12 protein-coding genes are annotated in these 14899 nt (G+C 35.5%); 5 read left to right on the top strand and 7 right to left on the bottom strand.

What is annotated here, in order from left to right; genetic code table 11:
- Positions 1–59: 59 nt before the first annotated feature.
- The 5 genes from AC2CGR_RS00185 to AC2CGR_RS00165 form a co-directional block, all read right to left on the bottom strand.
- Positions 60–2498, bottom strand: coding sequence for a DUF2357 domain-containing protein (locus AC2CGR_RS00185; RefSeq protein ID WP_484480904.1), 2439 nt, complete (start codon positions 2496–2498; stop codon positions 60–62).
- Positions 2473–5010, bottom strand: coding sequence for an MrcB family domain-containing protein (locus tag AC2CGR_RS00180; protein WP_484480399.1), 2538 nt, complete (start codon positions 5008–5010; stop codon positions 2473–2475). Before AC2CGR_RS00180 ends, AC2CGR_RS00185 begins: the two co-directional genes overlap by 26 nt.
- Positions 5011–5097: 87 nt before the next feature.
- Positions 5098–6072, bottom strand: a complete 975-nt coding sequence (locus AC2CGR_RS00175) for a tripartite tricarboxylate transporter substrate binding protein (RefSeq protein ID WP_484480398.1) — start codon at positions 6070–6072, stop codon at positions 5098–5100.
- The gene (locus AC2CGR_RS00170; RefSeq protein ID WP_484480397.1) at positions 6069–6746 is read right to left on the bottom strand and encodes a response regulator; all 678 of its coding nucleotides are present in this window, start codon (positions 6744–6746) and stop codon (positions 6069–6071) included. Before AC2CGR_RS00170 ends, AC2CGR_RS00175 begins: the two co-directional genes overlap by 4 nt.
- A gap of 19 nt (positions 6747–6765) precedes the next feature.
- Positions 6766–8355 (bottom strand): ATP-binding protein, encoded by a 1590-nt coding sequence (locus tag AC2CGR_RS00165; protein ID WP_484480396.1) that lies wholly within the window; start codon positions 8353–8355, stop codon positions 6766–6768.
- Positions 8356–8578: 223 nt separating this feature from the next.
- Between AC2CGR_RS00165 and AC2CGR_RS00160 the strand changes: the two genes are divergently transcribed.
- The 4 genes from AC2CGR_RS00160 (at position 8579) to AC2CGR_RS00145 (ending at position 11847) form a co-directional block, all read left to right on the top strand.
- Positions 8579–9901, top strand: a complete 1323-nt coding sequence (locus AC2CGR_RS00160; RefSeq protein WP_484480395.1) for an MFS transporter — start codon at positions 8579–8581, stop codon at positions 9899–9901.
- 570 nt (positions 9902–10471) lie between these two features.
- The gene (locus AC2CGR_RS00155) at positions 10472–10927 is read left to right on the top strand and encodes a hypothetical protein (RefSeq protein WP_000084805.1); all 456 of its coding nucleotides are present in this window, start codon (positions 10472–10474) and stop codon (positions 10925–10927) included.
- A 90-nt stretch (positions 10928–11017) separates the two neighbouring features.
- Positions 11018–11260, top strand: a complete 243-nt coding sequence (locus AC2CGR_RS00150; protein ID WP_270185450.1) for a hypothetical protein — start codon at positions 11018–11020, stop codon at positions 11258–11260.
- A gap of 47 nt (positions 11261–11307) precedes the next feature.
- A complete protein-coding gene (locus AC2CGR_RS00145; RefSeq protein ID WP_484480394.1) occupies positions 11308–11847 on the top strand; it encodes a hypothetical protein in 540 nt (179 codons plus the stop codon).
- A gap of 135 nt (positions 11848–11982) precedes the next feature.
- On the opposite strand, the gene AC2CGR_RS00140 is transcribed toward AC2CGR_RS00145, so the two are convergent.
- The gene (locus AC2CGR_RS00140) at positions 11983–12489 is read right to left on the bottom strand and encodes a PRK06770 family protein (RefSeq protein ID WP_484480393.1); all 507 of its coding nucleotides are present in this window, start codon (positions 12487–12489) and stop codon (positions 11983–11985) included.
- Between the two features lie 438 nt (positions 12490–12927).
- Here AC2CGR_RS00140 and AC2CGR_RS00135 point away from each other — a divergent pair, with 438 nt between their 5' ends.
- Positions 12928–13266 (top strand): hypothetical protein, encoded by a 339-nt coding sequence (locus tag AC2CGR_RS00135; RefSeq protein ID WP_484480392.1) that lies wholly within the window; start codon positions 12928–12930, stop codon positions 13264–13266.
- Between the two features lie 264 nt (positions 13267–13530).
- On the opposite strand, the gene AC2CGR_RS00130 is transcribed toward AC2CGR_RS00135, so the two are convergent.
- Positions 13531–14899 (bottom strand): hypothetical protein (locus tag AC2CGR_RS00130; protein ID WP_484480391.1); only part of this gene is annotated, 1369 nt, incomplete at its 5' end.

Genomic DNA, 14899 nt, shown 5'->3' with positions numbered 1-14899 from the left:
TCAAAATTATCCTTAGTCTCTTTAAATACACTATTAATTGTTAACAACACAAAATCTTACTACTCATCCAACAACCCTAAAACCTCCCTAAACAACACCGAACCTCTCCCAACAACCAACTCCAAAGGCACTTCCTTAACTCGTCCATCTCTCCCCACCATAACAACCCCATTCTCATAATCAACCCAAATCTGAACATCCTGCACATAATAACTCTTAATAGTAGAAGCCTCATCTAAGTTGTTATGATCCAGCTCAACCTTAACCTGCTTCGTGAAACGACGTAACGTTTTCCAAAGAGTTCGTTCCTCTTTTGATTTCATGAAGAGTTCTGGGAGTTCTTGTACTTCTTTTAATAACGACATAGTTGTTATGGTGTATGTTTGAATACCATATCCTACTGGACGAATGAGATAGTCTAGTTTTTTCCATGGCTCTAGTTCGAAATGTACATGCTCATCGTTTTGTGGCATTTGAATGTGTTTGATTTTGGCTACGTATTGAATGCCACCTTTTTCTCCGTGCCATTTTTTCGGTGCATATAATGCTATGTACTTTGCTTCTTGCCATCCTGATTTTAGCTGTATGGCTGGTAACTGATATAAGCCATTCTTTCTATACGTTTCATAGTCATTTTCAGTTTTCACGCTGCCCACTAATACTTTTTCTTCTAGTGAAGAGTGCCATTCTTCCTTTGTTCCTCTTGGAAGGATGCCTTCTCTTATAATTTCTTCTGGGCTTTTTTCAATGAGATGATCTAGAAATTGTTCGACTAGTCTTGTTGCGTTAGGTAAGAATGGAAAGCCACCAATATTTACTTTTTCGATACTTTTATAAAATGGATGGTTTTCGTATGCCTCCTCTTGGTTCCACGGGAATAGTACGTACGCTCCGTAAGCTGTTCGTTCAAATGGTCCTTCTTGTTCTACTACTAGTGCGTCTCTGTAACGATGCATTGTATTAATGTCTTCTTCCATTGGACCAGGAGTGCCATACTTCCTTTTGTAATGAGCTTTTTCAGCAAAATCAATTCGATATTTCGCATCAAAAATGTATTGATATTGATAGTTCTTTCCCTTTTTCTCAATAGCGAGCATCGTATCTGGTTTTTGTGTAACTGTTGGTAGTCTACCGTTTCTTTTCTGGAAATAAAGCTCTATTACTTCATCAGTGACTGGATGCTTGAACGTTCTTTTTGCAGTTTTACTTTCATCAAGCGTTACGTATAAACCATCTTGTTTAACTTGAATAACATCTTGATGGAGCGGTATATATTTTTTAGATAGAATTTGTCCAAGTTTTAAATACGTCCAGTATTCGTATAACCTTGCGACATCTTTAACCGACATTTTGAAAATTTGTCCTCGTAACGTTAAACCTCGCGATAGCATTAAGAAAATTTGATACGCATCTCTATAGCCTGCTGCCATTTGGATAACAAGTGAAAAGACTGAGCGATCTAATTTTCCGATTCCTCCCCAAAATGGATCGTTCAATTCATTTTTCATTCGATACTTCATATTTTTTACACGTTCTAGTAAATCTTCATCCGTTACACCACGTGTATATCTAGATTTTGACTCTAGCGACTTAAGTAGATCGTCTATTTTATGTACGATTCTTTGAATCATCCATTTAACAAATCGATTTTCCAGCGTATCATAAGACACTTCCTTATAAGCTGTAATCCCTTTAGTCGGTATACTATTTTCTCCTTGCAGCAAGTGTGGTCGCTTTCGCAAATAGTTCATTCCGACAGAATCCAATTTACGAATTTTTTCTCCTCGTACAAGTTGATGTCTAGTCATAAGCGTATGATGTGGTTGTCTTTTAATGTGAGAAATCGACTTCATAAACCGCTCAAAGGAATCATTTAAAATACGATAAAATTCACTCTTCGATGGATTTGTAGCATAAATTGCAGATGCTCCTAAGTAAGTTCTCTTTAGTAAATGAAACGCTAAATTATAAATTTCATCATTTACTTCATCTAATAAGGCTCTGTAATCATCCTTATAATCAAGTTTTGCCGGGAAAACTTCAAATGTAACAGTTAATAAAGTATCTTGATCATCTTTAATTTCAAACGTTGTATTTCCTACTTCATTTGGAAACGAAAGATTCCCCATTAATACATGAAGTGACCCCATTTGAATAGAACTAACTTGCTTTCGAAATCCCGGATGTTCATGGTAAAAGGACAGCTTGTTGTTATTTTTCGGAACAACAACAAGCTGATAACTTCTATTTTCAAAAAAGATTGGTGGATGTTCATTCCATTCATCCAGCCCCTGCAATCTTGCATCGAATACAGAAACGGATTCCGTCTTCCCATCTACATGAAAATACATCATTTCATCTGCGTTCATAGCGTGATATTCTTTTAAACTCTCGTATTTTTCATGATAAGGATTTCCCTTAATCGTCAATGATAGCTCCTCTGTTTCAATCTTAACTAGCTCTATCTCATTATTAGATCCAGAAAGAGGTGAAACCATCATACTCGAACCTCCTTAACATATGAGACAGCTTGTTAGCTGAACGAGGATACTTAGCATAGAAATCATTATTACCACTATCATATTCTTCATTTGCGCATAATACATACAACTGCTTTAATACCTCTTCCGTTCTTCCATCACTCCCTGCAAGACGCGGTAAAATCTTTTGATATATTTGATAATCAAGCGCTTCATCAAACGATAATAACTTTCCTTGCTCGTTGTATGCCATATAGAAACAAATTTCATCTCGTATACGATATCCAACTTGAGCTCCAACTGATTCAACTATTTTATTTATTTCTATTAAAATAGTTGAGATATTTCTCACAAGATCTTCATTTTCTTTAAAACATTCTTTTAAATGAAGATACTCGGTTTCTAAAGAGCGATTTGAAGCAACTTCAGCTTCCTTCTCTTCCATATCCATTAAGAAATTAAAATAATCTAAGTTAACAGTATTAAACTCAATTGTATTCGCACGATCCAATACTTTCTTACTTAACGGATGTGTCGTTTCGTCCATGTTTACCGTTCCGATAATATATACATTGGATGGAATTGTAATATGCTTATTCGTAATTGATTCTGGAAGTACTGGTGACGTAACAATTTTTCCATCTTTCCATTTACGGCTCTCAATTACACTTAAAAAATCACTAAAATAGTATTCCACTCGCGCTAAATTCATCTCATCTAACACTACAAAATACGGCCTATTTGGGTTTGCATCTGCATTTTCAAGAACTTTAATTAACGGTCTTTCTTGAAACTCCCCTTGAAGGTTCACATACCCAAGTAAATCAGAGCTATCACTCCAATCAGGCCGAACCGGAATAAGCGTAAATTGTCCATTCTCTTCTGTTGCCCCTAAACTCTCCGCAAACCACTGCACAATTTTCGTTTTCCCTGTACCTGAAATACCTGATAAAATTACAAACGGCTTCGTCTTTAATGAAAGGAAGAAATTAATAAGATCCTTTTTCTCATAAAAGAAACCTTTACTTTGAATATAAGAAGACACATGATCGATAATTGATTGTTGATCTAAATATACTTCTTTCTTCTCATAAATCATTTCGTATTTCGTTCCTTCCTCTTTGTAAGCAATAAATCCCTCATAATAACGAAGCATTTCTTCTAGATCTTCTATTAACTCTTTTTCACTTGGCATTTTATTAGCATCGTATGCAATATAAGCCGCGGTTGAATTCGAATATCCCTTTGCTTTCGTACTCGTGCCAAGAAAGATCTCATCATCTTTTTTCACTTTTTGAGACATATGTATTTGTTCACGGATCTCTTCTTTAATTTTTCGCATCTCTTCTTTAGTTGTTTCTGTCACACCTTGCGCCAGCGTTAAATATAATCGCTCCATATCCTCACTAAACAAATAAACGATATAATAACCTCTCTGCGTAGATGTCGTAATATCTTTATTCATAATCGCAAGCCATGGAACAGCAGCCCAATTCCCTTGTCCAACTGACCCTGTAACAACATACTGACTATGATCAATAAATGGTAATCTCGTTATTTCCGTTGTCATTTCATTCCTAACAAACGATCCCATTTTATGACCCGCAAATCTTTCTGTTCTTGCCTGTAAATACTCATTCAGAACCGTTAAAAACTTTTCACGCAAATTACTGTCCATACTACCGCCCTTTTCTCCATCGTCTTTTGCATATTGTTCAACAGGAATCCATTCACCATTAATTAGCCCTACTTGTTCAAGCCAATCTAGTAAGTTACCCGTACGCCTCTTCGCTACCGATTCAACCATTAGAGTATCACCTAAAGAATTTCGAACAATCATCATTCCCAAATCTACTAATGCTTCTTTCTTTTCATCCTTTGAATACTTCTCTAACAATCCAAGAACAAATAAAGCATGTCGAAAATATTCCTGCTTTAAAACTAACTGGGCAATGTAGATACTTTTATCTTCTGATTGAACATATTCATTTAATAGAAGCTGATTCATTTCATGAGATTCATTCAAAAATCCCAATACCCTTAAATCCTGGCGCGCATTAGATTTCATTCTATATAAATTTTCATCCGTTTGTTGACGTAATGTACTTGGATTATATGTACCATTCATTATCTCTTCTAAAAAGAGCATGACTTTATCATATTTTTCGCTTGGTAGATTATCAGTTTGGAACTCTTTAAATGTAATAGTCCCTGATTCCGTTACATTCACAAATGGAAGCTGTGAAAAGAAAACTACCAAGAAATCATTACATTCACTCACTTGTCCGAAATCTTCACTCTTTACCGTACGCATAGCGATAAGCTTTCCCCAAGCATTCTTAAGAAGCTCAAAACTCACGTTAAAATAAGATGGTGCTTCTTCTTCCTTTGCATATTGTCCACTTGAAGTTTTAGTTTGAACATCTAATCCTTTATCATCCTTGTTTATAATCCAATATGTTTTATCATTTTTTATATCTTCAACCTGCTTCGTTGTTTTAACTAATTTAATTATAAGTTGATCTAACATTTTCATCCCACCGTTACAATAAATTACAATTACTACTATTTTACCAAACTATGTGTAAAAGAAAAATCATACGTCATACCGTATGATTTAATAATTTCTATTACCCCCCACTAACTCCCCATACTCCTGACTGCTTTTCTCAAGAAATATCATACTCTCCCCACTCCCCTTATAAAAACTCTCCCAACCCCGCTCCCTCAAAATCCCCTTCCAACTCTCACTCTCCACCATCCTTTTAATAACACCATCCCAATAAGCAACCTCTTCCTCCGTCATATCCTTCGGGCCCATAATTCCTTTCCAGTGCTGGAAGATGACGTTGATTCCTTGTTCTTTCCATGTTGGGATTTCTGGTAGTCGGTCTAGTCGTTTTGGTGCGGATACGGCTAGTATTTTTATTTTGCCGGCTTTGTATTGTTTTTCGGCTTCGGATAGGGTCATAGTTGCGGCGCCTATTTGTTTGTTCGTTAGGGCGTTTATGATTTTTTCTTTGTTTTCGTAGACGAAGAATTGTAGTTCGGCTGGGTTTATGCCGAATGCTTTGCTTACTTGTACGAATGATAGGTGATCATCGTTTCCTAGGCCGGGGGCAACGCCGATTTTGAGGTTTTTCTTGTTTTGTTTTAGTTGTTTCATTAGTTCGTTTGCGTTTTCTATGTTTGAGTCTTTTGAGACGACAACGACTTCCCAGTCCGATGCTAATGTTGCGAGCGGTGTGAAGTCTTTATACGTTAGTTTACTATGGCCTAGTAGATTGTTCGTTATGAGTAAGCTTGAGTTAATCGCCAGTACGTGACCACCTTTTTGTTTCGTATATTTCCATCCGACATCACCGCTGCCGCCTACTTTGTTTGTGACAGTGATTGGTTTTGTGAAGATTTTTTCTTCTATTAGTGTTTTTTGCATTGCCCGTGCTGTTAAGTCCCATCCTGCTCCTTGAACGTTTGGCGCAACGATTTCTACTTCTTCTATGTTCACTTTATTCGTGTGCGTTTTTTCTACAGAACAACCAGCTATTACTCCTGTCATGATCCATACACATAGTAATAATCGTTTTTTCATAGCCCTCGTCCTATGCGATATTTTCGTTCTGGTCGTCCGATAATGCCGTATGTGTATTCTACTGTACATTCGTTTGTCGCCACTAAGTATTCTAAATATCTTCTTGCGGTTGTTCTGGAAGCTCCCATTTGTTCTCCCATTTCTTCTATTGTAATACCCTCTTCGAATCCTTTTATAATCCCTTTCACTTTTTGCAGCGTTAACGGATCAACGCCTGTCGGTAAGTTTTTTATGTCTTGCGTTTGCGAAATGCCGAAGAAATTATCGATAAGTGCTTGATTCACTTCAATGTTACTATGTAATAATTGTTTCTTTCTTTTATAGTCTTCAATTGTGCGAACGAATTTTTCTAACGTGACCGGTTTTATAATGTAGTTGCTTACGCCGTTTCGAATTGCTTTTTCTAGCATATAGTTTTCATTTGCCGCAGTAACCATAATGACATCAACGTTTGGAAAGTCAGCATGAATTTGTGGTAATAAGTCGGTTCCAATTCCATCTGGTAAATAGTTATCTAATAGAAGCAAATCGATTTCTTCCTTTTGTAGTAATTCCATCGTTTCTTTCGCGTTCAATGCTTTTCCGATTACTTTTACGTCCTTTATTTTTAATAAAAACTCTTCCTGAATTTGCGCGACGCGGAAATCATCTTCTGCAATTGCAACCTTCAACATATGCCCATCCCCCTGTTTGTTATGTACTTTCTCTCAATGTTTTCGGAAGGTAAATTGTAAAAATAGCTCCCCCATTTTTCTCATTTTGAATTTCAATTGTTCCTTCTAGTAGATCTATCATTTCTTTCACATTCGCTAGTCCGTAACCACGATTGTTTCCTTTCGTTGAAAATCCTTTTTGAAAAATGGTCGTTATTTTTTCTGCCGGTATCCCTATCCCACTATCTATCACTTCAAACACAATATCGTGTCCAATATCTGTAACAAAAAAGGAAACATTCTTTTCCTCTTGCCCACTCACCGCATCAAATGCATTATCGATTATGTTTCCAAGGATCGTAATAAGATGCGAAACTTTTATATGTTCTGGTAACGGATGAAGCGCACTATCTCCTTCAATATGAAAATCAATTTTCTTCTCAGACGCTGTTCCGATTTTCCCTAATAAAATAGCTTGTACTTTCGCATCGTGAATTTGATGAAATAAAATATGATTTTGGCTTTGATGAATGTTAGATTCTTGCTGGATAAATTCAATTGCTTCCCTGTAGTGTCCTAACTGAAGTAATCCTGATAAGACGAAAAGTTTATTTGTAAATTCATGCGTTTGAGCGCGTAAGTCCTCTGAATACTTTCTTACCTCAGATATCGTATTCACTAAGTTTTGCAGTTCTGTTTTATCTCTAAAACTACATACAACTCCTACCGTACTATTATTTTCAAGTATCGGTGTCATGTTTAAAATAAACACTTTATCTTGAAATGCGATTTCTTGATCGTTTTCTAGTACTCTCTCCATATGAAATTCCGGTAAAACTTTTGAAATGTGCTGCTGCATATAATCATTATTTACATGTAACATCTCTTCTGCCGACGTATTCATCATTGTAATAAAACCGTTTTGATCAATGGCGATAATCCCTTCTTTTATAGATAGTAGTATCGCGCTTCGTTCCCGGTATAACGCTGCGATTTCATTCGGCTCTAAACCGAGTGTATCTTTACGAATGCTACGTGCTAAAAGAATGCCGCCAATAATTCCAGCTAGTAATACAGCTAAGGAAAAGAGTATAATTTCTTTCGTTCTGCTCAGTATGTTAGATTCAATACCTTTTATTAAAAACTCTACTGTCACAACGCCTACTACTTGATCGTAGTCTCCGTTATGAACAATAATAGGCGCCTTCGCCATTAAAGCCGGACCACTTTCACCATTTCCTTCGAGCGTATAATAGCCACCAAAAGTGAGTGCTTCATAGTTATATGGATTATTACTCTTTGTACCAATTAACTCCGAATTAGAATGGGAATACATCACCCCAAAGCGATCTTCTATAATGACAGTATCTGCGCCAGCTTGCTCACGAACTTGTTCCGCAATGGATTGGATCGTACTTTTATGCTCATTATTTTGAAAGGCATCTTTTATAGCTGGCATAAAAGAAAGAGATTTAGCTGTTTGCAGTGCTAATTGTTCCACTTGGCGCTTCGTATCAACGGACTGAATGTAAACAAATATTCCCGCTAATAGGAGAACGACAAATAAAATTAACGTAATAATTAAGCTTACTATTTTCGTTTGCAATGACACTTTTCGTAATTTCTTCATACTTCATATCCTTTGATAAAATATTCAAAACTATCAATCTCCTTTTCTATTATTATGACAAAACGAATAATGAAGCAACTATTAAAACTCTCCATGTACATAAAGTACAAAAAGAATAAAATTGTCATAATATTGAGATTTTATTCTATAGACAGTACAATTCAACTACATTGAACACGCTTTCATATATACCTTTTATTTCTAAGCAAGAGGAGGAATGATTATGGCTCAAGCAAAATCTAATCGAGTCGCCAGCAATATTTTCAAAGGTTCTGTCGGCAATTTAATTGAATGGTACGACTGGTACGTTTACTCTGCCTTCGCTGTTTACTTCTCAGCAGAGTTCTTTCCTAAAGGAGATCCAACGAGTCAGTTACTGAACACTGCGGCTATTTTCGCAGTTGGGTTTTTAATGCGCCCTATCGGAAGTTTATTAATGGGACGCTATGCAGATCGGCACGGACGCCGGGCGGCATTAACCCTCTCCATTACAGTTATGGCCGGTGGTTCTTTAATTATTGCCTGTACACCGAGTTACGAAAGTATCGGTATTATGGCGCCAATTATTTTAGTTCTTGCCCGTTTACTACAAGGATTATCACTTGGTGGAGAGTACGGAACTTCCGCAACGTATTTATCTGAAATGGCTAGTAGTGGACGCCGTGGTTTTTATTCAAGTTTCCAATATGTAACGCTCGTTGCTGGACAGATGGTTGCGTTAGGCGTTCAAATTGTTCTTCAGCAATTACTAAGCGAACCAGATATGAAAGCTTGGGGATGGCGTATTCCATTCATTATTGGAGCGATGGGCGCAGTAGCTGTATTATGGCTTCGCCGCACGATGGATGAGTCGGAGCAGTTCTCAAACATAAAATCACAAAAACGTGAAAGCGCAGGAACCATTCGCGCTCTTATGAAACATCCGAAAGCAGTATTAACAGTAGTCGGCCTAACATTAGGAGGCACTGTTGCATTTTATACGTACACAACATATTTACAAAAGTTCATGGTAAACACAGTCGGCCTTCCGAAAGAAGTTGTAAGCTGGATTAACTTTGTCGCACTACTTATATTCGTCGTACTTCAGCCAATTGCAGGGCTATTATCCGATAAAATTGGACGCCGCCCATTATTAATGGCATTCGGTATTCTCGGAACATTGCTAACGGCACCAATCTTCTTCTTCATGGAAAAAACGACAGAACCAATGGTAGCATTTTTACTCATGATGGTCGGCCTTATTATCGTTACTGGTTACACTTCCATTAACGCAATTGTAAAAGCAGAACTCTTCCCAACCGAAATTCGCGCACTTGGCGTAGGTTTACCATATGCACTAACCGTTGCGATATTTGGCGGAACAGCCGAGTTCATCGCATTGTGGCTAAAAAGTATCGGCATGGAATCACTATTCTACTTCTACGTAGCTGGATGTATTGCGATCAGCTTTATTACGTATTGGCGTATGGATGAGTCATCGAAAACTTCGCAGATTGAGGCGGAGCTTGGTGGTGGGGATAAACTAGCTAATAATAAATCTAGTTAAAATTATGTATTCCATGATCTTCGTTTATCTGAAAAAGTATAATTCATTAATATGCAATTTAAAAACCCCTACTTATATGTAGAGGTTTTTAAACTTTATAACAGAAAACATATTCAAATTTACTTTTCTTCTTTTTTGATTATGACATGTATTATTTATAATAAATCATTATGAAACGAAAAAAAGAAGATTATAGAGGTAACATCTCATGTGTATCAACTTAAGAAAAATAAATACCTACTTTATAAAATTCACCAAGCTCAAGTATTCTCTCATTTAAAGCCTTGAAATGCCGTAGAATACTTGAGCTATTGTTTTGCACTAAAACTTGAAGCCTGTCTACCATTTACATATATTTATACATATAGATATCATTCGAAAACACTGGAGGTTCGTTTCACTTTGTGGTAAATAAACCAATTGAAGTATAAAAATTATTTCCAAAATGAAGATAATAATTTATAAATATAGTTAACATTCTATTCTTAGTAAGTGGTTAAACAAGGTGATACTTTAAATCATTTAGAAGTTTTCTATCTAATTATACTAAAGTTGAGTGGTGAAACTAATATGAGCCAATGGCTAAGTAATGATAAAATAGCAGACCACGATTTTGGCGGTTGCATATTAAAATTTTTATTAGGTATGAGTATCATTTTTATACTTATTCTATATCCTATTTATTGGCTGTTTTTTCAAGAAATCGAAAAACCTCTTGTAAAAAATACGTCAACTAACCAAGCAAATCACATAGAAATTACAGGGATTTCATATGGACATCTCTTCGATGATAAATACATAAAAATTTACTTTAAAGAAAAAAACAAACTTGTAGAGAAAACAAAAATAAGGGTGGCTAATTTTAATATTGTTAATAGTTCAGACCTTTATGAAATTTCATGGAAAGATAATACTAAAGTTTCAATAGTAATGAAATTTGAATATGAAACTAAAACATTGGAATATGATTTCGAAACGGAAAAAATGGGTGGATATATGAACAGCACAAATAATAACTTATTATAGCCTAATATTCCAAATATATAGGATACACTTCCAAATCATAAAAACTTTTTCCTACTATTTATATTAAAACAACGAAAGGGGGGTGACACTTTGAACAAGTGGGCTATATTATCTTTAGTTTGTGTACCTTACGCTCTTTTAACTATAGTAAATAAAGATACATTAGAAATAGGTGGCTCAGCAAATATATTTTGGAAGATTGGATTATTTGCACCACTTATAGGCGTTTTATTTTCAGCTGGAGCCAGTAAAACTTACCAACGCGTTATGCTTGCCCTATTTAATTTAAGTTACTATTTTGTACTCTACATCCATATGATATACACTTTGTAAAATACTCTTATACTCGTTTTAGGAACATATATTTTGGAGAGAAAATCATGAAAAACAAAACATACTATTTATCAATTATTTTCACAAGTCTTGTTTGTTTATTTTTATTTACAAAAGCTTTAGGAATTATCTTCTGGATAAATGGGGCCCCAATAGACAAATGGATGGCTTGGGTTGGTTTATTTGCTATTCCGATTTTCATCTACTACTCTTTCCCAGAACGAAGTTTTAAAAAAACACAAAAAATTGTCACCATAGTTATAATAATAGTTCAAATCATATGGCTAAAATGGGCCATTAATCAGTCTAAATATTATGTATATGTTAACAGTAATAACATTCTCCCATCTCCATATATAATTCAGGAAACTCCAAATTCAGATACTCCTATTTCTCTTGGTCAAAGGCTTTTAACTAACTATACATTGTATAAATCAATTCATTCATATCTATATGTAAGAGAAAATGTCGCAGAAAGTGATCAAGGCATTGTTGATTGGATAAAACATTTTGATAGCGAAATAAAAGAAGAAGACGACGGGCGCATCTATATAGAAACTTATAAGGGGAAGTTATTTTTCAAGTAAATTGTAAAAGGGAGAACTCAATTTGAAATCTCCCTTTTACTCTCTACTCTCCAAATATAAAAGTAGATACAACATTTTTTGAAACTTGCAGCATAAGATACACTTCTATTAGGAATCTATACGCTTTATTACCTTTTATTCTATTTTTGTACTAGAACCTTCTTTTTTGCTTTGTTCTTTGAGATATGCTGTTTCTTCTTTTGGAGTAGCTAATCTTTTTGCTTTTCCCGTACTTTCTCCACCTGCTTGCTCCCACATATAATTATGTTCCTCAACCGCTTGAGAAAAATCACCTTTTTCCCAACGATTTAAAATCTCAACATATTTTTCTTTTTCAATTATTTTATCGCTTTGATCTAACAAGTGACGAAGCTTTTTAATATTCTCAGGGGACATTACGATAAAACCAATCTTTTTATCAGCTATTACTTTTTGATGCAACATTTTGTGCATAGAGTCGATTATGACACCCTCAGAGTTGACCAAATCGTCAATTTCCTCACCTTTGGCATCAACTGTTCTCTCTTGTATTTGCTTATTTTCACTTCCAGGATTGAAAAACATTCCTACCATATATCCTATAAATATACTAAATACCACGATACTAACTACAATCATCGAAAACTTTTTCCATCTATCCATTTGCAATATCCCTCCTAGAAAGCACCTTAATATTTGCACTTTGTAGTAATTGGAGCATAAACTTAACTACTATTCTATATTTTGTATCTTGTTCAAGAACATTACAATAATTTTCCCTCTCTTTTCTCTTCCTCCGATAAACAACTTAAGTTTTCAATCAATCCAATAACATTAATTTATATAAAGAGCTATTTCAAATCAAAAGATAGTACAACGAAATGTTTAAAGAACAATGTATGTAATGGGCGACCAAAAAAACCTTACAATTATATCGAACACAACTCCGATTATATCAACGTTTCGGCACAACATATCGACTTACCGACAAATTCCGTAGAAACTACCAATCTACAAAAAAATCCCCTCTAAAATGATTGTTATATATGATCGAAAATGTAGAATGAAATTAAAAACAAAAAACACATTTAGGAGGTTATCATGACATTTGATGAATTGAAAAAGAGCAAACCAACAACCTCATGGGTTGAGTATGATGAAGATGGGGAATTTTTCACTGAAGAAAATATAAGTGCAACAAATAAGATTCTTGACACTTACATTAACAATTTACAGAAATTAGGCGAAAATCCAACCGAAGTCGAAGTCATGCAAGTTGTTAAAGAGGTTGTTATTAACATAAATGAATTAAACATCGAACATGACCATTTTATCGAAACAATGGAAAGAGAAGATCTCTATGATTTTATCGATACAGCTGCACGAATAGCTGGCTTAGAATCCGAAGAAGACATCACAGAAGAATGGCGAGAATGGTAAAAAAGTTGCACCTCCACTTGTTAGAGGTGCAACTTTTTTCATACGTCAATTGAATTCATGATTTGATATCCGCACAGGATTCACATGTTCCAACATATCATTAACATCTTCTAAATCAAAATTCCCCTAGCCATTCTTGCAGTCCTTCATCTATTTCGCCTTCTCCTCGTGATGCCTTTTGAATTTCGTTATACATATAAGAGTCACTACAAGTATTTTACATATTATAAGGATTTCTAATGAACGTTTAGGAAAACACCACTTCTATCCCTTCCGATAAAAACTTTCTTTTCCATCCATCCTCATTCGTAATCGATCTTCCGTCAAAGTCAATTCTACATCTTGATATTCACCTGAAGTTTGTTGCAGTGAAATGATATAAGTATTATCTCCATCTTTCGGTTCCGAACTTATATAGAACTTATGCTGAGGGAGCCTACCACCACCTGGTTGTCCTTGTTCGATAATAAGCTCCCCACTTCTCTCTCCTTCAGCTAATATAAATGATATATTTGGACCTCCACTTGTGTTAATCCAACTAGATTCTATTTGGACGAATGGTATCTTAGTTTTTGCATTCTTAGATTGCTCATTTTTACCTGTATATGCTTTTTTCTCATCAACAGGCTCATAGTAGTTCATAAACTCATCTTTCGTCATTCGTGTAAGGGAAAGATTATCTTCTTCCTGCCCTAATCTAATTAACTCAATTTGCTGATCATCTACTATATTGACACGAGCATTAAATGGTACAAATGATGCTACATTTGATTTCTCTTCATACATGCGCAAACTCATTTTCTTCTCTTCACTATTTTGTAATTTAAATAAATAGGTGGTATTCTCTTCCCCACTGTAGAATGTTATTTCGCCTCGTTTATCTCCAGTTATTTTTATTCCTACATAACTAGGAACACCTTTATCTACCCAATAACCATCTATATCCGACAATGCTGCAGTGCTTAATTTTTTAGTTTCCATATCTTCACTAAATTCCGTAGAAGTTGCGACTTTCTCATCATTTGTGAACAATGAACTTTTCGCCATAAACAGTGCGCCGGCTACAACAATAACCCCTATAATACCTACTACAATAAAATTACCTCTTTTTCTATCATTCGTTTGTTTTGGAGTTTGTTCATCATATTCCAGACTACCTCCGCATGAGACACAGAATCTTCCTTTTCCTGATCTTTCCTTACCGCAATGTCCACAAAAACCATTGCGTCCTTTTCCTCGCTCCACACCTTTTAATACTTTATCTACCGCTACGCCATTAAATGCAGTCATAACTGTTTCTTTCTGTTCCGGAGTCATGTCATCCCACTGTGAAGAACCTTTAGATGTAGCGGTATCTCCATCCAAACTAGTTTTCACATGATCATTTCCTTGCGCTTCTACATTCACCGTTTTTGCATCCGGGCCATGATACGATAAATTATTCGTTACATCTCCGTCTGGCGCCGTTCTTACATACCCCTTCACTGCTACTGTATCTGGATTCACTGACTTCGCATCCGGACCATGATACGATAAGTTATTCGTTACATCTCCGCCTGGCGCTGTTCTTACATACCCCTTCACTGCTACCGTATCTGGATTCACTGGCTTCGCATCCGGACCATGATACGAT

Source organism: Bacillus sp. LSHTCR4 (assembly GCF_057197025.1).
This window is presented reverse-complemented; position numbering and strand designations above follow the sequence as displayed.

Coding starts and splice junctions, on each gene's coding strand:
- AC2CGR_RS00180 (WP_484480399.1), bottom strand. CDS start 5,010: ATGTTAGATCAACTTATAATTAAATTAGTTAAAACAACGAAGCAGGTT.
- AC2CGR_RS00155 (WP_000084805.1), top strand. CDS start 10,472: ATGAGCCAATGGCTAAGTAATGATAAAATAGCAGACCACGATTTTGGC.
- AC2CGR_RS00140 (WP_484480393.1), bottom strand. CDS start 12,489: ATGGATAGATGGAAAAAGTTTTCGATGATTGTAGTTAGTATCGTGGTA.
- AC2CGR_RS00135 (WP_484480392.1), top strand. CDS start 12,928: ATGACATTTGATGAATTGAAAAAGAGCAAACCAACAACCTCATGGGTT.
- AC2CGR_RS00165 (WP_484480396.1), bottom strand. CDS start 8,355: ATGAAGAAATTACGAAAAGTGTCATTGCAAACGAAAATAGTAAGCTTA.
- AC2CGR_RS00175 (WP_484480398.1), bottom strand. CDS start 6,072: ATGAAAAAACGATTATTACTATGTGTATGGATCATGACAGGAGTAATA.
- AC2CGR_RS00145 (WP_484480394.1), top strand. CDS start 11,308: ATGAAAAACAAAACATACTATTTATCAATTATTTTCACAAGTCTTGTT.
- AC2CGR_RS00160 (WP_484480395.1), top strand. CDS start 8,579: ATGGCTCAAGCAAAATCTAATCGAGTCGCCAGCAATATTTTCAAAGGT.
- AC2CGR_RS00170 (WP_484480397.1), bottom strand. CDS start 6,746: ATGTTGAAGGTTGCAATTGCAGAAGATGATTTCCGCGTCGCGCAAATT.
- AC2CGR_RS00185 (WP_484480904.1), bottom strand. CDS start 2,498: ATGGTTTCACCTCTTTCTGGATCTAATAATGAGATAGAGCTAGTTAAG.